The organism is Micromonospora sp. A202, assembly GCF_006715105.1.
GTDB classification, from domain to species: Bacteria; Actinomycetota; Actinomycetes; order Mycobacteriales; family Micromonosporaceae; genus Micromonospora; species Micromonospora zamorensis.
Map to the genome: position 1 here is coordinate 135769 of NZ_VFMP01000001.1, position 23101 is coordinate 158869.

A 23101-nucleotide genomic window follows, 5' to 3' on the forward strand; every position below is an offset into this window, starting at 1 on the left:
CCGAGGAATGGGTGGCCAGGCGGGCCGGGTGGGTCAGCGGGCCTGGAGCGCGTCGAGGGCGACGGCCATCGCGATGACCAGGCGACGGTCGATCTGCGGGTGCTGCACCTCGACGATGTACTTGTCGCGCAGGCCCCACTTCTTGACCACGGTGAAGACCGGCTGGCCGCCCGCGGTGAAGTCGAAGTGGTACGGCAGCCAGGACAGCGAGTCGACGAACCGGCGCAGCAGCGCCACCGGCATGCTGCGCTCCTGGCCCGTCACCTGCGGCAGGCCGTTCTGCTCGACGTGCCAGGTGGAGCGCAGCAGCGACTGGGCGAAGTCCTTGCGGAACAGGCCGATCGGGTTCCCGGCCGCGTCGGTGACGTCGTACGTGGCGCCGAGGTCCATGCGCTGGCGGGCCTTGAAGCCGAGCAGGGCCTGCTGCTTCGAGTCGTCCGTGTAGATCGTCACCTGCTCCTTGAAGGCGAGCCGCTTCTGCTGCGCGAACGCCAGCAACTCGCCTTCGGTGCCGTCCGGGGAGACTGCCCGGACCTCGTACTGGTTGACCATCATTCGCAGTCGCTGCCGGATGTGGAACTGGTGCTGACCTTGCAAGTTGTCAAGCTGCATCTGATCTCCTCAGGGGGTTCGTGCGCCGGAGTCTCGCACAGCCCGACAACCGTCGCGTTCCCCGCCATCGATGATCACAGGGTACGGGGCGGCCAGGCGACCGCCCCGCATCCCGGCGCCCGTGTGCCGACCGGGGATGGAGGATCAGCGGCCGTCGGTGGCGGTCGCGGCGCGCAGCGCCCACGTGTTGAGCACCTGGTGGATGACGCGCAGCCGTTCGTTGATCTGCTCCAGCCGTTCAGCCTGAGCCAGGGCGGCCAGCGCGGTTCCGAGCGCGATCTGCTGGTCGAGAGTGAGTTTGTCCTGGTCGATGGTGTAGAGCAGGTCGACGGTCTCAGCGATGGTGTCGGCCACGGCTTCTCCTCGGGCACGGGGGGCGATCAGCAACAAAGGCATCGATGGAAGCGCTCCCACACATTGTGCCCCGCGCCGAGTCGATTCATGCAACCTGCTCACTCCGGCAGGTTCGCCAACACCACGTCGAGCACCCGGATGGCGTCCGGCTTGGAGAGCGGGTTGTTGCCGTTGCCGCACTTCGGCGACTGCACGCAGGACGGGCAGCCGCTCTCGCAGCCGCACTCCGCGATCGCGTCCCGGGTGGCCCGCAGCCACGCCGACGCCGTCCCGTACGCCCGCTCGGCGAACCCGGCGCCGCCCGGGTGCCCGTCGTAGACGAAGACGGTCGGCGCCTCGGTGTCCTGGTGCACGGCGGTGGAGAGCCCGCCAATGTCCCACCTGTCGCAGGTGGCCATCAGCGGCAGCAGGCCGATCGCGGCGTGTTCGGCGGCGTGCAGCGCACCGGGCACGTCGGCTGGCTGGACCCCGGCAAGAGTCAACGACTGCGGCGACAGGGTGAACCACACCGCCACCGTGCGCAGCTCCCGGGCGGGCAGGTCCAGTGGCCGGGTGTCGATCACCTCGCCGGTGGCGATCCGCCGCCGCTGGTACGACACGACCTGACTGGTCACGTCCACCTCGCCGAGGAACATGCCGACCGGCCCGGCGTCCACGTAGGAGCGCACCGACACCACGGACAGGTCGGTGACGTCGCGGGCGTGGGTGGACCAGTCCGGCTCCTCGGCGTGCACCAGCGCACAACCGTCGACGAGGTCGAGATCGTCGACCACGTACGAGACGCCCTGGTGCAGATAGACCGCGCCGGAGTGCAGCAGGAAGTGCGAGGAGCCACCGTCGACCGTGCCGAGCAGCCGGCCGGTCGACGACTCCACCACGCAGACCGGGGCGCCGCCCTCCCCGCGCAGGTCCACCTCGGGCCGCTCCCGATGCCGCCAGTACCAGCCGGTGGGCCGCTGCCGCAGCGCCCCGGCGGCCACCAGTTGGTCGACGGCCTCCTTCGCCCCGTCACCGAATAGCGCCAGGTCAGCCGGGGTGAGCGGGGCCTCGAACGCGGCGCAGGCTAGCTGCGGTGCCAGCACGTACGGGTTGGCCGGGTCGAGCACCGTCGCCTCCACCGGCGCGCCGAAGATCGCCTCCGGGTGGTGCACCAGGTAGGTGTCCAGTGGGTCGTCCCGGGCCACCAACACGGCGAGGGCCTCCTGGCCGGAACGCCCGGCGCGGCCCGCCTGCTGCCACAGCGACGCCCGGGTGCCCGGGTAGCCGCAGATCAGCACCGCGTCGAGCCCGACCAGGTCCACGCCCAGCTCCAGCGCGTTGGTCGAGGCCAGGCCGAGCAGGTCGCCGTGCAGCAGCGCCCGTTCCAGCTCGCGCCGCTCCTCGCGCAGGTAACCGCCCCGGTAGGCGGCGACCCGGTCGCCGAGCCCCGGGACCGCGTCGTCCAGCGCCCGGCGCGCGTTGGCCGCCACCACCTCGGCGCCCTTGCGGGAACGAACGAACGCGAGCGTGCGTACCCCCTCGGCGACCGTGTCGGCGAGCAGGTCCGCGGTTTCGCGCAGCGCCGAGCGGCGGATCTGTTGAAGGTCGTCGTGGTCGCCGGTCGACTGCGGTGGCACCGGGGTGGAGGAGCCCGAGTCGGGTGGCAGCAGCGGCGGTTCCCAGAGCGCGAAGGTCACCCCGCCGCGCGGCGACGCGTCCTCGGTGACCGCCGTCACCGGCAGGCCGGTCAGCCGTCCGGCCGCGGTCGACGGGTCACCGGAGGTCGCCGAGGCGAGGACGAAGACCGGGGTGGACCCGAACCGGGCGCACTGCCGCCGCAGCCGACGCAGCACGTGCGCCACGTGCGAGCCGAACACCCCCCGGTAGGTGTGGCATTCGTCGACCACCACGTACGCGAGCCGGCGCAGGAAACCGGACCACTGGGCGTGCCCGGGCAGGACGCCGTGGTGCAGCATGTCGGGGTTGGTCAGCACGAACCGGGAGTGCCGGCGGATCCACTCCCGCTCGGCGCGCGGAGTGTCCCCGTCGTAGCAGGCGGGGCGTACCCCCTCCAGTTCCAGCGCGGCGACGGCCCGCAGCTGGTCGGCGGCGAGCGCCTTGGTCGGCGCGAGGTAGAGCACTGTGGCCCGGGGGTCGGCGAGCAGGGTGGCCAGCGCCGGGAGCTGGTACGCCAGTGACTTGCCGGACGCGGTGCCGGTGGCGACCACGACGTGCTCACCCTCGTACGCCAGGGTGGCCGCCTGGGCCTGGTGCTGCCAGGGCGCGACCACGCCGCGCCGGGCGAACGCGGCACGCAGCTCCGGCGGGGCCCACGACGGCCACGGCGCGGGCACCCCGGGGCGGGCCGGCACCCGTTCGACGTGGGTGACCGGGTCGGCGGCACCCCGGGCCCGGAGCCGGCGCAGCAGGTCGGCCGGCGTTGGCCCCGGGCTGGGACCAGCGGATACGGTGGCCGCGGACGACGACTCCAGCTCAGGGCGCGACGCGGGATGCGCCATGCTGAAGTCGTTGGAGGTCACGCCCTGCACTCTCGCACTGGTGTTCGGAGATGAAAAGTCGGACACCGGGGTAAGGGGAAGCCTCCACTGGCGTCCGCAGGCCACGCAGGCGGTAGTGGTTAGATGCCCACGAGAGTTTACGGCTCTGGCGAGGAGGACCGATGGAGCTGTCGCTGGCGACGCACACCGTGGGCGAGCACACGGTGCTTGAGGTCGGTGGTGAGGTGGACGTCTACACCGCGCCCCGGCTCCGCGAACGACTCCTCGAACTGATCGATGGTGGCGCCCGTCACGTGGTGGTCGACCTCGGTCGGGTGGACTTCCTCGACTCCACCGGGTTGGGCGTGCTGGTCGGCGCGCTCAAGCGGCTGCGCTCGGCCGGCGGTTCGTTCGCCCTGGTCTGCGACAAGGAGCCACTGCTCAAGATCTTCCGCATCACCGCGCTGGACCAGGTCTTCCCGCTGCACCCGACGGTCGACGCGGCGATCAGCGCCGACTCGGCGGGCGCCGGCGCGTGATGGCGACAGTCAAGCTCTCGTTCTCGCCCGCCCCGGTGCACGTGCGCACCGCTCGCCTGGTCGGCGTCGCCGTCGCCCGCCGTGCCGGGGTCCGGGAGGACCTGCTCGACGAGGTCCGCCTGGCCATCGGCGAGGCGTGCACCCGGGCGGTGGCCCTGCACCGGCAGTACGGCCTGGCCGACCCGGTGCTGGTGGAGATGTCCGACGGCGGCTCGTACGCGGTGCGGGTGGTGGACCGGGCGCCGATCGAGGCTGGCATCGGTCTGACCGCGCTGCCGCCGGACGAGCTGGCCAACGAGTCGCTCACCGACGAGGCGCTGACCACCGGTGTGGGCTTCGCGCTGCTCGCCGGCTTCGTGGAGGACCTGCAGGTGCGCCCGGTCGACGAGGGCGTCGGCACCGAGGTGCGGATGGTGTGGCCGGTCGGCCACTGACCCGTTCCCGTTCGTAGGCCGCATCCCCAGCAGGGGGTGCGGCCTTCTTGCATGGACCGGTCCCTATATCAGATTTCGTTTCATAACACAGCGACGAAGATCATCGCGACACGGTGGCACCTCCGTGTGACCTCCGACACTGTGGAGGGCTACAGTACCCGGGTTGTCAGCAAGTGACCTATCCCGCAGCCAGCGGGTATGGGTGTTCATCGCTGGTCCGCTGGTGGGTTGGCGCGCGCTTGCGAGTCCGCAATCAGGCGTCGGTCAGTGCGTCTCCACTCACCGGCGCGAGTGTTCGGTAACAGGAGGACACAGATGTCCGAGACCTTGGCCGCCGACGGCGGCGGGCTTTCCCTTACCGGAAGCAATGTCACCTACGTCGTCATCGCCGCGGTAGTCGCGCTGGTGGCGCTCGGTTTCGCTGCCGCCCTGACAAAAACGGTGCTGGCCGCTGGTAAGGGCACCGAGAAAATGCAGGAGATCTCGGGGGCGGTCCAGGAGGGCGCCTCGGCCTACCTGCTCCGACAATTCCGCACCCTGGCGATCTTCGTCGTCGTCGCCGTCGTGCTGCTCTTCCTGCTGCCGGTGCACGACACCGATGGCAGTGAGCTGACGGTGAAGATCGGCCGTTCACTCTTCTTCGTGGTGGGCGCCCTGTTCAGCGCGTTCATCGGCGGCGCCGGCATGTGGCTGGCGACCCGCGCCAACCTGCGCGTGGCCGCCGCCGCGAGGGAGCGAGTAGGTGGCCGCGAGGCGGCCATGAAGATCGCTTTCCGGACCGGCGGCGTCGTCGGCTTCTTCACCGTCGGCCTCGGCCTCTTCGGTGCCGCGCTGGTCGTCCTCGTCTACCGGGGTGACGCGCCGACCGTGCTGGAGGGCTTTGGCTTCGGTGCCGCGCTGCTCGCGATGTTCATGCGGGTCGGCGGCGGCATCTTCACCAAGGCCGCCGACGTCGGCGCCGACCTGGTCGGCAAGGTAGAGCAGGGCATCCCCGAGGATGACCCACGCAACGCTGCCACCATCGCCGACAACGTGGGCGACAACGTCGGTGACTGCGCTGGCATGGCCGCCGACCTGTTCGAGTCGTACGCGGTGACGCTGGTCGCCGCACTGATCCTCGGCCGCGCCGCGTTCGGCGAGGAGGGCCTCGTCTTCCCGCTGATCATCTCCACCATCGGCGTGCTGATCGCGATCGTCGGCGTCTTCATCACTCGGCTGCGCGCGACCGACCGCAACGCCCTGACCGCGATCAACCGGGCCTTCTACCTGTCGGCGGTGCTCTCCGCCGTGCTGGTGGCGATCGCCGCCTTCGCGTACCTCCCGGCGACTTTCGGCGAGTTCGACAGCGGGCTCACCGACGCGCCCGGCAACCCCCGGTTGGTGGCCATCGGCGCAGTGGTGATCGGCATCGTGCTGGCCGCCGCGATCCAGGCGCTGACCGGCTACTTCACCGAGACCAACCGGCGGCCGGTGCAGGACATCGGCAAGAGCTCGCAGACCGGTGCGGCCACCGTCATCCTGGCCGGCATCAGCATCGGCCTGGAGTCGGCCGTCTACTCGGCGCTGCTGATCGGCGCCGGTGTCTTCGGCGCGTTCCTGCTCGGCGGCAGCTCCATCACGCTGTCGCTGTTCGCGGTGGCACTGGCCGGCACCGGCCTGCTCACCACCGTCGGTGTGATCGTCGCGATGGACACCTTCGGGCCGATCTCCGACAACGCCCAGGGCATCGCCGAGATGTCCGGTGACATCGACGAGCACGGCGCCAAGACGCTCACCGAGTTGGACGCGGTCGGCAACACCACCAAGGCGATCACCAAGGGCATCGCGATCGCCACGGCGGTGCTCGCCGCGACCGCGCTGTTCGGCTCTTACACCGACTCGCTCACCAGCGCGTACGCGACGGCTGGCGTGAACGACGTCGGCAACGAGATCCTCAACGCGCTCAACGTGGCGAACCCGCGCAACCTGGTCGGCCTGATCATCGGGGCGGCGGTGGTCTTCCTCTTCTCCGGGCTGGCCATCAACGCGGTGTCCCGCTCGGCCGGCGCCGTGGTCATGGAGGTCCGCCGGCAGTTCCGTGAACTGCCCGGCATCATGGACGGCACCCAGCGCCCGGAGTACGGCAAGGTCGTCGACATCTGCACCCGGGACGCGCAGCGTGAGCTGCTCACCCCCGGCCTGCTCGCCATCCTGGCGCCGATCGCGGTCGGCTTCGGCCTCGGGCCCGGCGCGCTCGCGGCGTACCTGGCCGGTGCGATCGGTGCCGGCACCCTGATGGCGGTGTTCCTGTCCAACTCCGGTGGGGCCTGGGACAACGCCAAGAAGCTGGTCGAGGACGGCGCGTACGGCGGCAAGGGCTCCGAGTCGCACGCCGCGACGGTTATCGGCGACACCGTCGGTGACCCGTTCAAGGACACCGCCGGTCCGGCGATCAACCCGCTGATCAAGGTGATGAACCTGGTCTCGCTGCTGATCGCTCCCGCCGTGGTGGCGTGGAGCGTCGGCGATGAGCGCAACGTCGGCCTGCGGGTCGGCATCGCCCTGGTCGCGACGCTGATCATCGTGGCGTCGGTGGTGTTCAGCAAGCGCAAGGGCATCGCGATGTCCGACTCCGACGCCGACGGCAACACCGGCGCCGGCAGCACCGACCACCGCCCGGAGACGGTCAACGCCTGACCCGTCAACGGCCCAGGGTCCCCGGTCGACGTCCGCGTCGGCCGGGGACCCCGGCCGTCCGGACCGGTGCCACACCTGGCCAAAGGCCGTACGCTGCAACGCATGCGTACGTGCCGGGCGTCTGCCGCCGGAAAGCTCACGGTGGTCCTGGCCACGATCGTCGTCGTGCTCGCCGGTTGCGGCGGGGGTCCCAGCCCGCGGGCCTGGGCGGCCTCGGTCTGCGGCGCGCTCACCCCGTGGCGTTCCGAGATCAGCAAGTTGACCAGCAGCACCGACGAGCAGATGACCGCGCAGACCACGCCGGCGCAGGCCAAGGAGAACCTGGTGCGGCTCTTCGGTGGGGCCGAGAAGGCCAGCGAGACCGCCCGCCGCAAGGTGGAGCAGGCGGGCGTCCCGGAGACCGACAACGGCGAGGCGATCTCCGCCGGTTTCCGCAGCTCACTGGGGAAGATGCGGGACGCCTACGGCCGCGCCCGGGACACCATCGACGGGTTGGGCACCGGCGAGCCGACCGCCTTCTACGACGGAGTGCGGGCCGCGGTGGAGACCCTCAACAAGGAGTACGACGCCAGCGCGCTGGACACCAGCAAGCTCAACTCCGAGGAGTTGAAACAAGCCTTCGACGAGGTGCCGGAGTGTCGCTGAGCGGGCTCGGTGACACCGGGAAGGCAGAGCCGCCCCCGGCGCTGTTTCCCGCGCCCGAGTCGGAGGCGCCCGCACCCGCGCGGCGGCGCGGCGGCCAGACCCAGAACGGTCCACTCCATAGCGGCTCGGTTCAGGGTGACGACACGGGGCGGCAACTTGTCTTCTTCGGCGCGGAGGCGGCCGAGCCGACGGTCGCCGACCTGGCCGGGTTGCTCGCCGGACCGGGCGAGGTGGTCCGGATGGGGGGCACCGCCCGTCTCTCGGTGCAGGTGGACGCCGCGTGGCGGGTGCACGTGCTCGTCGCCGAACTGGCGGCGCGCGGGCTCGCGGCGACCTGGGAGCCAACCGAGGGCGAGCGACACGCCGTCCGTACGTCGTACACCCGGGTGTTGAAACCGCTCGCGGCTGCGTGGCTGCACAGTTCGGCGAAACGCCCGCCGGCCACCTTTCATCTGACCGGCCGGCGGCTGCGGCTGTGGCTCGCCGCCGCCGGGACGCCGGAGCCTCCGGATGCCTGTCTGCTGCGGCTCGGCGCGAACGACCAGGAGTGCTGGGAGCCGATCGGGGTGGCGCTCGCCGCCGCCGGGCTCGCCGGCACGCTCCTGAGCCCGAACGAGGGTGGCCCCGCCTACCGGATCACCGGCCGCCGCCGGCTCGCCCGGCTGGCCGAGCTGGTCGGCGAGCCCCCCAAAGCGGCACCGCCAGAAGCCTGGCCGTCCTAAGCCCGCCCTGCCTCGATCTTGACCCGCCCCACCCCACCCCGCCCCGTCGATCTTGGAGTTGTGGTGGTGGACGTACTTCTCGTCCGGGGTTAAAACGCCCACCATAAGTCCATGATCGACGGGGGTGGGGCGGGGGCGGGACGTGGGCGGGGCGCGCACTTCCGGTGTCCGGTGCCGGACAGCTGGCGGGTTGATCCAGGCGGAAAACGGGCGGGTCGGACCTCCGCCGTCAGTCCGCCATCGTCACAGTGACCCGCTTCGAGCCCTACCCACGGTGTACGGTGGCGCCGTCCGGCAGTGCCGAACGCGGCGAGGCGGCGTCCACCGCCGCGTTGAAGCGGATTGCGGCCCGCGAAACCCGAAACGCGGGCGGCGCGTTACGTTGGACATCCGGACCGCCGGTGCGACGGCGGGGGTCGAAAGCGGTCGCTGTCCGGGCGCCGGAAGGCCACGAGCAGGAGTGAGGTCGGGGAGAGACGTGCCAAGCGAAGCTGGAACCACCCGTCTGGTCATCGTCGAGTCACCGGCGAAGGCCAAGACGATCTCGGGCTACCTTGGCCCGGGGTACGTCGTGGAGGCCAGCTTCGGTCACGTCCGCGACCTGCCGCGCAACGCCGCCGACGTGCCGGCCAAATACAAGAAGGAGCCCTGGGCCCGTCTCGGGGTGGACGTGGACAACGGCTTCCAGGCGCTCTACGTCGTCTCCGCCGACCGCAGGCAGCAGATCAGCAAGCTGGTGAAGCTGGCCAAGGAAGTCGACGAGATCTTCCTGGCGACGGATGAGGACCGCGAGGGCGAGGCGATCGCCTGGCACCTGGTCGAGACGCTCAAGCCCAAGGTCCCGGTCAAGCGGATGGTCTTCCACGAGATCACCAAGCCGGCGATCCAGGCGGCCGTGGCCAACCCCCGGGAGATCGACCGCGACCTGGTCGACGCCCAGGAGGCCCGGCGGATCCTCGACCGGCTCTACGGCTACGAGGTCTCCCCGGTGCTGTGGAAGAAGGTCATGCCGAGGCTCTCGGCCGGCCGGGTGCAGTCCGTGGCGACCCGCATCGTGGTCGAGCGGGAGCGGCAGCGGATGGCTTTCCGCACCGCCGAGTATTGGGACATCCTGGCCACCCTCGCCGTGGCCAACGCCGGCGAGGGCCCGCGCGCCTTCAACGCCACCCTGATCGCGTTGAACGGCGACCGGATCGCCACCGGTAAGGACTTCGAGCCGACGACCGGTCGGGTCCGGGCCGGCGCCGGGGTGGTCCACCTCGACGAGAGTGGTGCCCGGGGTCTCGCGGCCCGACTCGACGGACGGCCGTTCACCGTCACCCGGGTCGAGGAGAAGCCCTACCGTCGCCGCCCGTACGCGCCGTTCATCACCTCGACCCTCCAGCAGGAGGCGGCCCGCAAGCTGCGCCTGTCCTCGCAGCAGACGATGCGCACCGCGCAGCGGCTGTACGAGAACGGCTACATCACCTATATGCGTACCGACTCGGTGAACCTGTCGGAGACCGCCATCTCGGCGGCCCGCCGGCAGATCGTCGAGCTGTACGGCGAGCGCAGTGTGCCGCCGGAGCCGCGTCGCTACACCGGCAAGGTGAAGAACGCGCAGGAGGCACACGAGGCGATCCGCCCGGCGGGGGACAACTTCCGCACCCCGGGTGAGGTGGCCAAGGAGCTGTCGACCGAGGAGTTCAAGCTCTACGAGCTGATCTGGCGGCGGACGATCGCCTCGCAGATGACCGACGCGGTCGGCTCCAGCGTCTCGGTGCGGATCCGGGCGGTCTCCACCTCCCAGGAGGAAGCCGACTTCGGCGCGACCGGCAAGACGATCACGGACCCGGGCTTCCTGCGCGCGTACGTCGAGTCCAGCGACGACGAGAACGCCGAGGCCGAGGACGCCGAGCGCCGGCTGCCGACCCTGGTCAAGGACCAGCCGCTGACCGCCGACGAACTGGCCGCGCAGGGCCACCACACCCAGCCGCCGTCGCGCTACACCGAAGCGTCGCTGGTCAAGGCCCTGGAAGAGCTGGGCATCGGCCGCCCGTCGACCTACGCGTCGATCATGCAGACGATCCAGGACCGGGGGTACGTCACCAAGCGCGGCCAGGCGATGATCCCGACCTTCCTGGCCTTCGCGGTGATCGGGCTGATGGAGCGGCACTACCCCCGCCTCATCGACTACGACTTCACCGCCACCATGGAAAACGAGCTCGACGAGATCGCCGGCGGTGACCACGCCGCTGTCGACTTCCTCACCGCGTTCTACTTCGGCAGCTCCAACGGTGCCGGCGACCAGGACATCGCCCGCTCCGGTGGGCTCAAGAAGCTGGTCACCGAGAACCTCAGCGACATCGACGCCCGCAGCGTCAACTCCATCCCGCTCTTCACCGACGACGACGGCCGCGAGGTCGTGGTGCGCGTCGGCCGGTACGGGCCGTACCTGCAACGGGAACTGCCCGGCGGCGAGCAGCCAGCACCGGCCGCCGAGGGCGAGGAGGGCGGCTCCCAGGGTGACCGGGCGCCGATCCCGGAGGGCCTGGCCCCGGACGAGCTGACGCCGGAGAAGGTGCACGAGCTGTTCCTCGGCGGCAGCGGCGAGCGCAAGCTCGGCGACGACCCGGCGACCGGCGAGCCGATCGTGCTCAAGTCCGGCCGGTTCGGCCCGTACGTGTCCAGCGGTGAGCGGAAGTCGTCGCTCCTGCGGACGCAGACGCCGGACTCGCTGACCCTGGAGGAGGCGCTCAAGCTGCTCAGCCTTCCCCGGCTGATCGGTGTCGCGCCGGACGGCGTCGAGGTCTTCGCCAACAACGGCCGCTACGGCCCGTACGTCAAGCAGGGTGAGGAGTTCCGTTCGCTGGACTCCGAGGACAAGATGTTCACCGTCACGCTGGACGAGGCGCTGGCTCTGCTGGCCGCCCCGAAGGCACGTGGACGGCGGGCGGCGGCACCGCCACTGCGCGAGATGGGCGTGGACCCGGCGACCGAGAAGCCGATGGTGATCAAGGACGGTCGGTTCGGCCCGTACGTCACCGACGGGGAGTTCAACGCGTCGCTGCGGCGCGGGCAGACTCCCGAGGCGCTGACCATCGAGGAAGCATCCGAGATGCTGGCCGAGAAGCGGGCGAAGGGCCCGGCGCCGAAGAAGAAGGCGGCGGCGAAGAAGGCCCCCGCCAAGAAGGCCACGGCGACGAAGAAGACGGCTGCTGCCAGCAAGTCCACGGCCGCGAAGAAGACCACGACGGCCAAGGCGACGACCAAGAAGGCCCCGGCGAAGAAGGCCACCCCGCGCAAGGCGGCCACCAGCACGGAGTGACCCCGCGCCGAGTCCACTCACACACGACCGAAGACCGACTCGGTTTCCCGGAAATCGGGGTATCCGAAGCCTGGTGATACCCCGACTTCCGGGAAACCGAGTGGATCAAACGCACCCGGCCGGGCCGTCAGACTCCGAGGACGTGGGTCAGGTGCGGGTTGGTGAAGACCCGGTGCGGGTCCAGCCGGTCGCGGACGGCCTGGAAGTCCGCGAAGCGGGGGTACGCGTCGGCCAGCGAGGCGGCGTCGCGGTAGTGCAGCTTGCCCCAGTGCGGACGACCGCCCAGCTCGGCGGCCACCTTCTCGAAGGCCTGGAAGTACGGCTCGTACGGCATGCCGACGTACTGGTGCACGGCGATGTAGGCGTTGTCCCGCCCGTAGCCGTGGGAGAGCCAGATGTCGTCGGCGGCGGTGAATCGCACCTCCACCGGGAAGAGCACCTTGAACGGCAGCCCGTCCACGATCCGCCGGAGGGCGGCGAGCGCCTCGGGCAGCGCCTCGCGGGGCAGGCCGTACTCCATCTCCACGAAGCGGACCCGGCGCGGGGTGCAGAACACCCGGTCGGAGCGGCCGGTGTAGTGGCGTTCGGTCAGGGCGCGGGCGGAGACCGCGCTGATTCCCGGTGCCAGCGCGGGCATGGCCCGGCCGAGTCGGCAGGCGCCCGCGAAGACGGTGTTGGACAGGAAGTCGTCGTCCAACCAGCCGCGCCAGCGGGGCAGTGGTCGGTCGTTGGCGGGGACCCGGTCGTTGGTCTTGACCTGCACCCGGGAGGTGTAGGGGAACCAGTAGAACTCGACGTGGTCGTGCCCGCCGATCAGGGTGGTCAGGTCGCCGAGCACGTCGGCCATCTCGGCCGGGCGTTCGTGGGCGTGCAGGACGAAGGCGTCCACGCAGCGCAGGGTGACCTCGACCAGGACGCCGAGCGCGCCGAGTGACACCCGGGCGGCGGCGAGGACGTCCGGGTTCTCGTCGGCGGAGCAGCGCAGCACCTCGCCGGTGCCGGTGACCAGGGTGATCGCCTCGACGAAGGTGGACAGGCACCCGTAGCCGGCGCCGGTGCCGTGGGTGCCCGTGGAGATCGCCCCTGCGACGGTCTGGGCGTCGATGTCCCCGAGGTTGGGCAGCGCGAGGCCGTGCCGGGCGAGCAGGCCGTTGAGCGCGTGCAGAGTCATTCCGGCCGGTACGGTGACCAGTCGGTGGGCGACATCGACGCTGACGGTGCTGTCCAGCTCGGACAGTTCCATCCGTCGGTCGTCGGCGAGCGCGACCGCGGTGAACGAGTGACCGCTGCCGGTGACCCGGATCCGACCGCCGTCGGCCGCGACCGATCGGACAGCTTCCGCGACCTCGGTCGGCGAGCCGGGGCGCAGGATGGCGGTGGCGCTGCCACGCTGGTTGCCGGCCCAGTTGGACCATTTGGCGGTGAGCGATGCGGTGCCTACCATGCGCGCTCCTCATTCATGAATATGAACTGACTTCATATCAGGAACGTTCTAGCTGGTAAATACCGCAATTGCGATCCGCTCGTTGTACCGGTAGTCACGGACTCGTGACGTGGAGATATGTTCATCCGTCGAAGGGGGGTGGCGCCGAGTGTCCACACCAGCCGCCACGACCGGGCCGCTGCGCCGCGTACCGGTGCAGGGTCGAAGTGTCGCGCGGGTACAGCGCATGTTGGATGCCTGCGCCGAACTCGTCGACGAGGTGGGGTACGAGGGGCTGACCACGACCCTGCTCGCCGAACGAGCCGAAGTGGCGATCGGGTCGGTTTACCAGTTCTTTCCGGACAAACGGGCGATCGTGCAGGCGTTGACCCTGCGCACCATGGAGTCCTACCTCCAGCGCCTCGACGAGCGGTTCGCCTCGGACGAGATGACCCACTGGTGGGACGGCGTCGACGCGGGGATCGACGAGTACATCTCGATGCACCGCACCGTGCCCGGCTTCCGTACCCTGCACTTCGGCGACGTGGTCGACCTGCACCTGCTCGACGAGCAGCGGGACAACAACGGCGTGATCGCCGACCAGTTGGCCCGGGTGCTCACCGAACGTTTCGGGCTCACCGACGTACCGAAGCTGCGCTTCGTCCTGGAGATCGCGGTCGAGGCGGCGGACGCGCTGATCAAGCTCGCGTTCCGGCGCAGGTCCGACGGCGACGAGCGGGTGCTGCTCGAGGCGAAGGCACTGATCCGGGAGTATCTGCATCGCCAGGTCGACGGCCCGGACAGCGGTCGGGTCGCCGCCGAGCAACCGGTCGAGGTGGCCCAGCCCGCCTGACCCGTGTCGGCCGGCCCGGGGCGGGCGGCAGGTCAGAGGAACGCCTGCCCCTCACCCCGGTAGGTCGGGACGGTCGCCACCACCGCGTCCCCCTCGACCAGGTGCAGCTCGTTGACCCGTTCACACAGCTCCCCAGCCTTGGCGTGCCGGAACCACACCCGGTCGCCGACCTGGAGGGTGGCCGCGGCCGCGCCGGACAACGGGGTCTGCACCTCGCCGGCGCCCTCGCTGCCGACCAGCTTGAGCCCGGCCGGCAGCCACGGTCGGGGCAACCGGCTGTCGGCGGCCGGGCCGGAGGCGATCCAGCCGCCGCCGAGCACCGTCGCCAACTCCGGCGTCGGCCGGCGGACCACCGCGCAGGCGAAGAACGCCGCCGGGGTGGGCCGCCAGGCGCGATAAGCGTCGAACAGCGTCGGCCCGTACAGGCCCGATCCCGCGGTGACCTCGGTGACCGCGGGATCGGCGCTGGTCGCCGCCACGCTGCCGGTGCCGCCGCCGTTGACGAACTCCAGGTCGGCGTGCTCGCGTACCGCGGCCACCGCCGCACCCCGGCGGGCCAGCAACTCGCGGTACGACCCGCGCTGGGCCAGCCTGATCGCGCCCGCCAGCAGCGTCTGCCCCGGTGGCGCGTCACCCAGGCCGGCTATCTGCGCCTCGTATGACATGAGCCCGACCAGCCGGAAGCCCGGCCGCCCGGCGACGGTGGCGGCGAGCGCGGCGGCAGCCCGTGCGCTGTGCACCGGTGAGCGGCGGACGCCGACGTGCACCCGCCCGCGCATCGGCCGCCAGGAGGCGTCCAGGTCCAGGCAGAGCCGCAGCTCGGCGCGCTGCCCGGGGGCGCGCACGTCGTCGATCAGGTCGAGCTGCCCGGTGCCGTCGATCATCAGGGTGATCGCGGCGGCCAGAGCCGGGTCGGCGGCCAGCTCGGCGAGTGCCGCGCGGTCCACGCTCGGGTACGCGACCAGCACGTCGTCGCTGACACCGGCACGGACCAGCCAGATCGCCTCGGGCAGGGTGAACGCCATCACGCCCCGCCAGCCGGGCCGGGCGAGCGCCCGGTTGATCAACTCCCGGGAGCGGACCGACTTGCTCGCCAGCCGGACCGGTTTGCCGGCGGCGCGGTCGGCCAGGGCGGCCGAGTTGGCGTCGAAGGCCGTGAGGTCGACCACCGCGTACGGCGGGTCGAGGTGTGCGGTCGCCCGATCCAGGCGCTCGCGAAGTTTGTCGCTTTCGATGGCCACGTATGCACGCTAACTGTCCGACGGAGAATGCGAAATACCCTCGCGTACGTCCGGGCTGCGGCCGGTACCTCCGGCGGCCTAGGCTCAGCGAGCAGGAGAATGTCGCCCGTGGGGTGGCCCCCCACCGGGTCTAGAGTGTTCCACCGGAGGTGCCCAGCGATGGGCCGGCACGTGGAGGTACGGCCATCGAAAGCCAGAACAGCGGCGAGTCGCCCGGCGTGTCGCGCTCGGGTGACCAGTCGGGCAACGCCGCCAAGCAGCCCAACGGCGGTCAGGTTGATCCGTCCGGTTATGCCGCGATCCGCTCCGTCCTGCGCATCCGGCCGTTCCGGCGGCTCTGGATCGTGCTCGGCGCGGCCTCCTTCGGTGACTGGCTCGGCCTGCTGGCCACCGCCCTGTTCGCCGCCTCGCAGGTGCAGGGCAGCACCGCCCAGGGCGCCGCGTTCGGTGGTGTCACCGCGATCCGGCTGCTGCCCGCGCTGGTGCTCGGCCCGGTGGCCGGCGTCTTCGCCGACCGGTTCGACCGGCGCTGGACGATGGTCATCTGTGACCTGCTGCGCTTCGTGCTCTTCGCCTCCATTCCGCTCTACGCCCTCTCCGGCGCCCCAGGCGGCCTGGTGGTCGGCTGGGCGCTGATCGCCACCTTCCTGATCGAGTCGCTCACCCTGCTCTGGATCCCCGCCAAGGAGGCCGCGGTCCCCAACCTGATCCCGCGGGCCCGGCTGGAGGCGGCCAACCAGCTCACCCTGATCACCACGTACGGCCTCACCCCGATCGCCGCCGCCATCGGCCTGGCCGTGCTCGACCGTGGCGTCCGTGGTGCCGTCGGCGGCGACCTGCCCTCCTGGGCCGAGCCGGCCCAGCTCGCGCTCTGGATCAACTCCTTCTCCCGGCTCGCCACCGCACTGGTGGTGGCATTCGGGATCAAGGAGATCAGCGAGGCGCAGCGCGGTGAGGCCGAGCGTTCCGAGCAGAGCATGTTCCGGCAGTTCTCCCAGGGCTGGAAGTACATCGGCGAGACCCCGCTCGTCCGTGGCCTGGTGCTGGGCATCTTCGGCGCGTTCGCCGGTGGCGGCATCGTGGTCGGCACTGCCAAGTTCTTCGCCAACTCGCTGGGCGCCGGCGACGCCGCGTTCTCGCTGCTCTTCGGCGCCATCTTCGTCGGTCTGGCGCTCGGCATCGGGCTCGGCCCGATGGTCGTCAAGGAGATGTCCCGGCGCCGCTGGTTCGGCATGAGCATCGTGCTGGCCAGCGCCGCGGTGATGACCCTCGCCTTCGCCATCCACCTGTCCATGGCGATCGTCGGTGCGGTGCTGGTCGGCGCCGGCGCCGGCATGGCCTTCCTGGCCGGCACCACGCTGCTGGGCGGCGAGGTGGCCGACGAGGTGCGCGGCCGGGTCTTCGCGGTGGTGCAGATCGGCACTCGGCTGGTGCTGATCCTGGCCATCGGGCTGAGCAGCGTGCTGGTCGGCGTCGGCGGCTCCCGCAAGCTGACCATCGCCGACCTCGGCATCTCCGTGTCCTCCACCCGACTGCTGCTGCTCGCCGCCGGTGCCGCCGGCATCTTCGCCGGGATCAGCGCCTTCGGCCAGATGGACGACAAGAAGGGCGTGCCGGTCCTCGCCGACCTCTGGGGATCCATCCGGGGCCGTCCGCTGATGCCGGCCGAGCCGTTCGTCTCCGCCGGGCTCTTCGTGGTCTTCGAGGGTGGCGAGGGTGCGGGCAAGTCCACCCAGCTCACCGCGCTCGCCGAGCGGCTGCGCGGCCACGGACGCGAGGTCGTGGTCACCCGCGAGCCGGGTGCGACCGGCGTCGGCCGACGGATTCGGTCTCTCGTGCTGGACACCTCGGGCGACGACGCGCCGTCACCGCGCGCCGAGGCGCTGCTCTACGCCGCCGACCGGGCACACCACGTGGCCACCGTCGTCCGGCCCGCACTGGTCCGGGGTGGCGTGGTGATCAGCGACCGGTACGTCGACTCGTCCCTGGCGTACCAGGGCGCGGGGCGGACACTCCCGGTCGACGAGGTGTCCTGGCTGTCCTCGTGGGCCACCGGCGGGCTCAAGCCCGACCTGGTGGTGCTGCTGGACGTCGAACCGAAGACCGGCCTGTCCCGGGTGGCCTCACGCAACACCGGCACCGACCGGCTGGAGGCCGAGTCGGTCGCCTTCCACGAGCGGGTCCGGTACGCGTTCCTGGACCTCGCCGCCGCCGACCCGAAGCGTTACCTGGTGCTCGACGCGTCCCGGTCGGTCGAGGAGATCAACCGGCAGGTGGTCCGCCGGGTCGAGGAGATGCTCGGCAAGCCGGGCGGCATCGTGCACCCCCGGCCGGCGCAGGGCCCGGACACGTCGGTGCAGCCTGAGTTATCCGACGCGGAGCTGGTGACGATGGAGCACAAGACCTGATGCCGGACGTCTTCGCTGACCTGGTTGGTCAGGACGAGGCGGTCACCGAGCTGCGCCGGGCCGCCGCCGCGGCGGCCGCCGTGCTGCGCGCGGGTGCGGTCGACCGGGCACCGACGCTGGTCGCCGCAGGCCCGGCCAGCGCTGCCGAGCCCGCGAGCGCGCCCGCCGGGGTGGACCCGTCCACCGGGATGACGCACGCCTGGATCTTCACCGGCCCGCCCGGCTCCGGTCGCTCGGTCGCCGCGCGGGCGTTCGCCGCCGCACTCCAGTGCGTGCACGGCACCGGCTGCGGCGAGTGCCCCGGCTGCCGCACCACGATGGGCGGCACGCACGCCGACGTCCGACTGGTGGTGCCGGAGGGGCTCTCCATCGGCGTCGGTGAGATGCGCGCGCTGGTGCTCCGCGCGGCCAGCACCCCGTCCGGCGGGCGCTGGCAGGTGGTGGTCATCGAGGACGCCGACCGGCTCACCGAGGCCGCCGGCAACGCGCTGCTCAAGGCGATCGAGGAGCCTCCGCCGCGTACGGTCTTCCTGCTCTGCGCCCCGTCCACCCACCCGGACGACATCTCGGTGACCATCCGGTCGCGCTGTCGGGTCGTACCCCTGCGGCAGCCGCCGGCCACCGCGGTGGCCGAGGTGCTGGTCCGTCGGGACGGCATCGCGCCCGACGTGGCGCAGTGGGCGGCGGCGGCCGCGCAGGGGCACGTGGGCCGGGCCCGCCGCCTGGCCCGCGACCCGGAGGCCCGCAAGCGGCGCGAGGCGGTGCTCGCGGTGCCGCGCCGGCTGACCGGTGTCGGCGCGGCGTTCGACGCGGCGTCCGCGCTGATCGAGGCAGCCGAGGCGGAGGCCGAGGCGTCGGTCACCGAATCCGACACGACCGAACGGGCGGCGCTGGAGACCGCGCTCGGCGCGGGCGGCACCGGGCGGGGCGCGTCCGGCGCGATCCGGGGTGCCGCCGGCCAGCTCAAGGAGCTGGAGAAGCGGCAGAAGTCGCGGGCCACCCGGGCCCAGCGGGACGCCCTGGACCGGGCGCTGGTCGACCTGGCAGGCTTCTACCGGGACGCGCTCACCATGGCGCTGCGCGCGCCCGTCGCCCCGGTGCACACCGACACCGCCGCGCTGGCCGGCGCTGGCGCTCAGAAGTGGGACGCCGAGGGGTCGCTGCGGCGATTGGAGGCCGTGCTCGCCTGCCGAGCGGCGATCGAGGCGAACGTCAAACCGCGGATCGCGGTCGAGGCGATGATGCTCGCCCTCTGGAAGGGCTGACCCGCACCCTCGGAGGCCCTGGTCCCGCTCGCCGGACTGGTCATCCACAGGCATCGACACACGCAATTGCTGTGCGGTACGGTCCGGTGTGCCGTGGTGACGGTGGCAGCACGCTGAGTGAGGGATCACCGGGAGGAGTCGGCCGATGCCGCGGGGGGAGATCGACGAAGCCTGGATCGAGGAGGCGGTGCGGCGCTACCGCCGGATCGAGTCGCTCCAGGCCGAGTTCGACCAGGCGGTGTCCACCGTCGAGGTGACCGTCCGGTCGCCGGACGGTCTGGTCGAGGTGGTGGTCACCGCTGGTGGGCGGATCACCGACGTCCGCTTCCTCGGGCCGCTGCACAGCCGCAGCCCTCGGGATGTGGCCGGCTCCGTGCAGGCCGCGGTCACCGCAGCGGCCGATGCCGCCGAGTGGGCCCGGGAAAAGCTGCACAACGAGACGTTCGCCGCCTACCGACCGCTCGCGGGAGCCTGAGATGGACACACTGCGCGCGCTCTCCGCCCGGCTGGACGAGGCGAGCGCCACGCTCACCGCTGTTTCGCACACCGTCACCGCCACCGACCCGGCCCAGGCCGCGTTCGGCACCGACGCCCCGGGTCGCCCCGGCGAGATCGGTCGCGCGCTGCACCGGCAGTGGACCACCGCCACCGACGACCGGGCCCGCGAGGCCCGCGCCGCCGCCGGTCGACTGTCCGCCGCCGCGGCGGCGGTGCGGGAGGCCGCCGACCGCTATGCCGAAGTCGACCGGGCGGCCCGCCGCCGGCTCGTCGGGGAGCCCTGATGGACGCGCTGGACCGGCTCGCCGAGCCCGGCCTCGACCTGCTGCGCCGGGTGGACGCGCTGATCGCCGCGGGTGTCCCCGAGGGGCACCGGATCTGGCCGCTGCTGCGCCGGATGCAGGTGCTGCCGGGCGACGCCGTCCGCAGCTTCCTCGACCTTCATCCCGCGCCGCTCGCCGGCGCCGGGCACGCGGTGCGCCGGCTGGTCCGGGGGTACGACGACGTCTCCGCCGCGCTCACCGACGGGCTGCTCTGGTCCGGTCCGGCCGCCACCGCGTACGGGCAGCAGCGGGCGGCACTGCTGCGTCACCTCGACGAGGGGCCGGACAGCCTGGTCGGGCGACTGGAGTCCACGGCCGGCTACGCCGACGCGCTAGCCGACTGGGTGGAGGGGAGCCGTCTCGCGCTGGCCCGGACGCTGGCCGACGTGCTCCGCTCGGCCGAGGCGGTCGCCGTGGTCTCCGCCACCGCCGCCGGTGTGTCGACGCGCCCCGGGCCGATCGGGCCCGGTGTGGCCGACGCTGCCGAGATCGGCGCGCGGGTGCTGGCGGTGCTGTGCGTCGCGTACGACGGGGCGGAGACGCTGCTGCGTCAGTGGGCGCCGAGTCTCGCCGAGGCGGCGTGGCGACCGCCGGTGGACGGGCGACCCCGTTACGACCAGCCCACCCGGGTCGGCTGGTAGCCAGATCCCCCGGAAGGGGGTCACCAGGTCCCGGACAGGCCACGGCGTCGCTCGCGGGCGCCTGACCTGAGCCGGCCCCACGGCGACGCCGTGGTCTTCCCCCTGCACCCCCCGCAGGTATGCCTCCACTCAACGCCTCCGGGGTGCGTCTTGTCTCGTGCCCGGGCCCGGAATCAACCGTCCGGTCGAGGAGCAACGGCACGACGGGCCGCCCGGCAATAGGTCAAGTCGACGGTCGTGAATGCAGCGGGGCGTAGTCGTCCGGCGACGGCCGACGTGCCCCTCGGCCCGGGACCGTCGTAGGGTGGGGGTATGGGCATGCTCTGCGCGGTCAGCTTCAACCGGTACGGGCGCCTCTACTACCTCGACCCGGGCGAGTTGCGCCCACAGGTGGGCGACAAGGTGCTGGTGCCCACCGACGACGGGCCCGAGGTGGCGGAGTGCGTGTGGGCCGCCCAGTGGGTCACCGAGGAGACCGACGGCTTCCCCCGCCTGGTGGGCCTGGCCGTCGACGACGACCTGCGCCGGGACGAGGCGCTGCGTCGCCGCAAGGCCGAGGCCAAGGTCGCCGCGAAACGGCTGATCCGCTCGCACGGCCTGCCGATGAAGGTGGTGGCCGTCGACCACGTGCTCGGCTCCGCCGAGGGTGGCGGCGAGCGCAGCACCGTCTACTTCACCGCGCCGCACCGGGTGGACTTCCGCTCCCTGGTCCGTGACCTCGGCGCCACCCTGCACTGTCGGGTCGAGCTGCGTCAGCTCTCCGCCCGCGACTCGGCGCGGGTGCAGGGCGGCATCGGCTCCTGCGGTCGGGACCTGTGCTGCGCCACGTTCCTCACCGACTTCGAGCCGGTGACCATCCGAATGGCGAAGGACCAGGACCTGCCGCTGAACCCGCTGCGCATCTCCGGGGCGTGCGGCCGGTTGATGTGCTGCCTCAAGTACGAACATCCGCTGTATGCCAGATTTGCCGAGTCTGCGCCGGCCATTGGCGCCCGCGTCGCCACGCCGGAAGGAGAGGGCCGTGTGGTCGGCCACAGCGTCCCGAGAGACGCGGTGACCGTCCGCCTGGACGCTGACGGCTCGCGTTCGATGTGCTCCCGCGCCGACGTCTGCGGTTCCCGCCGCGCCTACGAAAGCAGTGACCAGTTGGGCCCGGAGGGTGCGGCGCGATGATCGGGGGTGCCTCCTCGCTCACGGTCGCAAATCCTTGCGATGACCGAGCGGCCAGGAGGGACAGCATTCGTCTCACCTCGGTGGTTGGCATCCGGCGATGGGCCTGAGGAACTACCTGATCGAAGGCGTCTCCGGCACCGGCAAGACCTCGGTCTGCAAAGAACTGCAGCGGCGCGGCTACGACGCCGTCAACGGTGACCGAGAACTGGCTTACCAAGGCGTCAGGTAATGCTGTCTCCGGCCAAGTGAGAGCATCCCCCATATCAGACTTTTCAGGCATCTGCTCCGGCTGTCGGCTCCCGGGTGACGACACCTGAGGGCGATGGCCGAGTGGTCGCGCACAGCGTTCCCAAGGATTCCGTGGTTGTCCGCCTGGACGCCGACGGCTCCCGGTGCTCCTGCTCGCACGCTTCGGTTTGCGGGCCGAGGCAGGCGCACGACGAGCGATACACCGAGAGCTGATTTGAACACGCGACACGGGGCGGGGTGCGTTACCGCAACCCGCCCCGCGCCAGATCAGAGTTCCCGGTAATAGACGGCTACTGGCAGTGCGGTGCAACCGAGCGTTTCGTAGAGAGCTCGGGCGGGCGCGTGGAATCCGTCGCCACCCGTGCCGATCGTGACGACCTCAGCCCCGAGTCCGCGCATCGCGCTGAACGCGTGTTCGCACAGCCTGGTACCCGCCCCCTGCTGGCGGTGCCTCGCGGACACGGCGAGGATCGTGATGCTGGCATTTCTCCGCAACGGCTCCACCGACCAGGCCACGTAGCCGGCGATGGTGTCGTCGAACTCAGCGACCGCGATGTATCGGTGCTGATCGGGGTCGTGCAGCTTGGCGACTTGCTGGACATAGTCCTCGCGCCAGGAACCGTGCTGGTTAGCGAAGACAAACTCGCCGACAAGAGGTCGGAAAGAGTCTTCGTAGAACGGCCCGAACGTCTCGATGGTCAATTCGGTGAGCTGGGCAAGGTCATGCTGAAGAAATGAGCGGATACGCATATCTGAGGTGCCTCTCAAGCTGAAGTGCTGAAGCCGACAAATCGAGCATCAGGCGGGTCAGCTAGCGGCCGGGAACGGCGGCGAGCCGACCCTCAGCGGCGGGTGCGCCGAGCAGCAAAGCAACTCATGGGCAGAATCCTAACGGGCACCGCAACCGCATTTGTTTGTGCAGTGCGGCGGGATGGCAGGGTTAGTAATGCTTCCCGCGAAGTGAGAGTATCCGCTCTACCAGCGCTTTCAGGAGACAGCCCCGGCGGTCGGCAGCCGGGTCTCCACACCCGAAGGCGACGGCCGGGTGGTCGGCCACAGCGTTCCCCGCGACGCGGTGACGGTCCGGCTCGACGCCGACGGCTCCCGCTGCTCCTGCTCCCGCGCCTCCGTCTGCGCCCCCCGCCAGGCCCACGACCAGCACTACACCCCCTGACCCTGTCCCCGTTAATCATGAAGTTATTGCCAACCAGACCGGCGTGTCGGGGCAACAACTTCATGGTCAACGGAAGGAGAGGGGAGG

At 71.3% G+C, this 23101-nt stretch carries 20 protein-coding genes and 2 pseudogenes; 16 read left to right on the top strand and 6 right to left on the bottom strand.

Annotated features, from left to right (window positions below; genetic code table 11):
- Nucleotides 1-33: 33 nt before the first annotated feature.
- The 3 genes from FBZ33_RS00640 to FBZ33_RS00650 all read right to left on the bottom strand — a co-directional run bounded on the left by FBZ33_RS00640 (nucleotide 34) and on the right by FBZ33_RS00650 (nucleotide 3464).
- Complete coding sequence (locus FBZ33_RS00640) at nucleotides 34-612, bottom strand: hypothetical protein (RefSeq protein ID WP_141907626.1); 579 nt, start codon at nucleotides 610-612, stop codon at nucleotides 34-36.
- Nucleotides 613-756: 144 nt separating this feature from the next.
- Nucleotides 757-966, bottom strand: a complete 210-nt coding sequence (locus FBZ33_RS00645; RefSeq protein ID WP_141907627.1) for a hypothetical protein — start codon at nucleotides 964-966, stop codon at nucleotides 757-759.
- A 98-nt stretch (nucleotides 967-1064) separates the two neighbouring features.
- Complete coding sequence (locus tag FBZ33_RS00650) at nucleotides 1065-3464, bottom strand: DEAD/DEAH box helicase (RefSeq protein ID WP_255509094.1); 2400 nt, start codon at nucleotides 3462-3464, stop codon at nucleotides 1065-1067.
- Nucleotides 3465-3625: 161 nt separating this feature from the next.
- On the opposite strand from FBZ33_RS00650, the gene FBZ33_RS00655 reads away from it, so the two are divergent.
- The 6 genes from FBZ33_RS00655 (at nucleotide 3626) to topA (ending at nucleotide 11766) form a co-directional block, all read left to right on the top strand.
- Complete coding sequence (locus tag FBZ33_RS00655) at nucleotides 3626-3982, top strand: STAS domain-containing protein (protein WP_088951170.1); 357 nt, start codon at nucleotides 3626-3628, stop codon at nucleotides 3980-3982.
- A complete protein-coding gene (locus FBZ33_RS00660) occupies nucleotides 3979-4416 on the top strand; it encodes an ATP-binding protein (protein ID WP_141907629.1) in 438 nt (145 codons plus the stop codon). The genes FBZ33_RS00655 and FBZ33_RS00660 overlap by 4 nt, the downstream gene beginning before the upstream one ends.
- Before the next feature lie 315 nt (nucleotides 4417-4731).
- Nucleotides 4732-7092, top strand: a complete 2361-nt coding sequence (locus tag FBZ33_RS00665; RefSeq protein ID WP_141907630.1) for a sodium-translocating pyrophosphatase — start codon at nucleotides 4732-4734, stop codon at nucleotides 7090-7092.
- A 102-nt stretch (nucleotides 7093-7194) separates the two neighbouring features.
- Nucleotides 7195-7737 carry a hypothetical protein gene (locus tag FBZ33_RS00670; protein WP_088951173.1) on the top strand — a complete coding sequence of 181 codons (543 nt, stop codon included), beginning with the start codon at nucleotides 7195-7197 and terminating at the stop codon, nucleotides 7735-7737.
- The gene (locus FBZ33_RS00675; protein WP_141907631.1) at nucleotides 7728-8459 is read left to right on the top strand and encodes a hypothetical protein; all 732 of its coding nucleotides are present in this window, start codon (nucleotides 7728-7730) and stop codon (nucleotides 8457-8459) included. Before FBZ33_RS00670 ends, FBZ33_RS00675 begins: the two co-directional genes overlap by 10 nt.
- Nucleotides 8460-8937: 478 nt before the next feature.
- The gene (gene topA, locus FBZ33_RS00680) at nucleotides 8938-11766 is read left to right on the top strand and encodes a type I DNA topoisomerase (RefSeq protein WP_141907632.1); all 2829 of its coding nucleotides are present in this window, start codon (nucleotides 8938-8940) and stop codon (nucleotides 11764-11766) included.
- A 127-nt stretch (nucleotides 11767-11893) separates the two neighbouring features.
- Here topA and FBZ33_RS00685 read toward each other — a convergent pair whose 3' ends face one another.
- Entirely contained in the window at nucleotides 11894-13210 is a 1317-nt protein-coding gene (locus tag FBZ33_RS00685) for a D-arabinono-1,4-lactone oxidase (RefSeq protein WP_141907633.1), read from the bottom strand.
- A 226-nt stretch (nucleotides 13211-13436) separates the two neighbouring features.
- Between FBZ33_RS00685 and FBZ33_RS00690 the strand changes: the two genes are divergently transcribed.
- Nucleotides 13437-14042 carry a TetR/AcrR family transcriptional regulator gene (locus FBZ33_RS00690; RefSeq protein WP_088951177.1) on the top strand — a complete coding sequence of 202 codons (606 nt, stop codon included), beginning with the start codon at nucleotides 13437-13439 and terminating at the stop codon, nucleotides 14040-14042.
- Nucleotides 14043-14074: 32 nt separating this feature from the next.
- Here FBZ33_RS00690 and FBZ33_RS00695 read toward each other — a convergent pair whose 3' ends face one another.
- Complete coding sequence (locus tag FBZ33_RS00695) at nucleotides 14075-15283, bottom strand: amino acid deaminase/aldolase (protein WP_099849979.1); 1209 nt, start codon at nucleotides 15281-15283, stop codon at nucleotides 14075-14077.
- Between the two features lie 317 nt (nucleotides 15284-15600).
- On the opposite strand from FBZ33_RS00695, the gene tmk reads away from it, so the two are divergent.
- From tmk to FBZ33_RS33165, 8 genes and pseudogenes are all read left to right on the top strand, one after another.
- A complete protein-coding gene (tmk, locus tag FBZ33_RS00700) occupies nucleotides 15601-17691 on the top strand; it encodes a dTMP kinase (RefSeq protein ID WP_255509095.1) in 2091 nt (696 codons plus the stop codon).
- Complete coding sequence (locus FBZ33_RS00705) at nucleotides 17691-18956, top strand: DNA polymerase III subunit delta' (protein WP_141907634.1); 1266 nt, start codon at nucleotides 17691-17693, stop codon at nucleotides 18954-18956. The genes tmk and FBZ33_RS00705 overlap by 1 nt, the downstream gene beginning before the upstream one ends.
- A gap of 145 nt (nucleotides 18957-19101) precedes the next feature.
- Complete coding sequence (locus FBZ33_RS00710) at nucleotides 19102-19431, top strand: YbaB/EbfC family nucleoid-associated protein (protein ID WP_053659404.1); 330 nt, start codon at nucleotides 19102-19104, stop codon at nucleotides 19429-19431.
- Between the two features lies 1 nt (nucleotide 19432).
- Entirely contained in the window at nucleotides 19433-19738 is a 306-nt protein-coding gene (locus tag FBZ33_RS00715; protein ID WP_088951180.1) for a type VII secretion target, read from the top strand.
- Nucleotides 19738-20418: a hypothetical protein gene (locus tag FBZ33_RS00720; protein ID WP_141907635.1), complete on the top strand. Its 681-nt coding sequence runs from the start codon at nucleotides 19738-19740 to the stop codon at nucleotides 20416-20418. Before FBZ33_RS00715 ends, FBZ33_RS00720 begins: the two co-directional genes overlap by 1 nt.
- 312 nt (nucleotides 20419-20730) lie before the next feature.
- Complete coding sequence (locus FBZ33_RS00725; protein ID WP_099849985.1) at nucleotides 20731-21591, top strand: regulatory iron-sulfur-containing complex subunit RicT; 861 nt, start codon at nucleotides 20731-20733, stop codon at nucleotides 21589-21591.
- 97 nt (nucleotides 21592-21688) lie between these two features.
- On the top strand, nucleotides 21689-21820 hold the full coding sequence (locus tag FBZ33_RS33160) for a hypothetical protein (protein WP_255508672.1): 132 nt from the start codon (nucleotides 21689-21691) through the stop codon (nucleotides 21818-21820).
- Nucleotides 21821-21840: 20 nt separating this feature from the next.
- Nucleotides 21841-22053, top strand: a pseudogene (locus FBZ33_RS33165) (regulatory iron-sulfur-containing complex subunit RicT); the annotation flags it as partial.
- Nucleotides 22054-22107: 54 nt separating this feature from the next.
- On the opposite strand, the gene FBZ33_RS00740 reads toward FBZ33_RS33165, so the two are convergent.
- The gene (locus tag FBZ33_RS00740; RefSeq protein ID WP_141907636.1) at nucleotides 22108-22590 is read right to left on the bottom strand and encodes a GNAT family N-acetyltransferase; all 483 of its coding nucleotides are present in this window, start codon (nucleotides 22588-22590) and stop codon (nucleotides 22108-22110) included.
- Nucleotides 22591-22804: 214 nt separating this feature from the next.
- Here FBZ33_RS00740 and FBZ33_RS00745 point away from each other — a divergent pair.
- Nucleotides 22805-23014, top strand: a pseudogene (locus FBZ33_RS00745) (regulatory iron-sulfur-containing complex subunit RicT); the annotation flags it as partial.
- Between the last annotated feature and the right edge of the window lie 87 nt (nucleotides 23015-23101).

Bases quoted from the DNA above. Each gene is read 5' to 3' on its own strand.
- FBZ33_RS00640 (WP_141907626.1), bottom strand. From the start codon at position 612: ATGCAGCTTGACAACTTGCAAGGTCAGCACCAGTTCCACATCCGGCAG.
- FBZ33_RS00650 (WP_255509094.1), bottom strand. From the start codon at position 3,464: ATGGCGCATCCCGCGTCGCGCCCTGAGCTGGAGTCGTCGTCCGCGGCC.
- FBZ33_RS00655 (WP_088951170.1), top strand. From the start codon at position 3,626: ATGGAGCTGTCGCTGGCGACGCACACCGTGGGCGAGCACACGGTGCTT.
- FBZ33_RS00665 (WP_141907630.1), top strand. From the start codon at position 4,732: ATGTCCGAGACCTTGGCCGCCGACGGCGGCGGGCTTTCCCTTACCGGA.
- FBZ33_RS00670 (WP_088951173.1), top strand. From the start codon at position 7,195: ATGCGTACGTGCCGGGCGTCTGCCGCCGGAAAGCTCACGGTGGTCCTG.
- FBZ33_RS00685 (WP_141907633.1), bottom strand. From the start codon at position 13,210: ATGGTAGGCACCGCATCGCTCACCGCCAAATGGTCCAACTGGGCCGGC.
- FBZ33_RS00690 (WP_088951177.1), top strand. From the start codon at position 13,437: ATGTTGGATGCCTGCGCCGAACTCGTCGACGAGGTGGGGTACGAGGGG.
- FBZ33_RS00705 (WP_141907634.1), top strand. From the start codon at position 17,691: ATGCCGGACGTCTTCGCTGACCTGGTTGGTCAGGACGAGGCGGTCACC.
- FBZ33_RS00710 (WP_053659404.1), top strand. From the start codon at position 19,102: ATGCCGCGGGGGGAGATCGACGAAGCCTGGATCGAGGAGGCGGTGCGG.
- FBZ33_RS00715 (WP_088951180.1), top strand. From the start codon at position 19,433: ATGGACACACTGCGCGCGCTCTCCGCCCGGCTGGACGAGGCGAGCGCC.
- FBZ33_RS00720 (WP_141907635.1), top strand. From the start codon at position 19,738: ATGGACGCGCTGGACCGGCTCGCCGAGCCCGGCCTCGACCTGCTGCGC.
- FBZ33_RS00725 (WP_099849985.1), top strand. From the start codon at position 20,731: ATGGGCATGCTCTGCGCGGTCAGCTTCAACCGGTACGGGCGCCTCTAC.
- FBZ33_RS33160 (WP_255508672.1), top strand. From the start codon at position 21,689: ATGGGCCTGAGGAACTACCTGATCGAAGGCGTCTCCGGCACCGGCAAG.
- FBZ33_RS00740 (WP_141907636.1), bottom strand. From the start codon at position 22,590: ATGCGTATCCGCTCATTTCTTCAGCATGACCTTGCCCAGCTCACCGAA.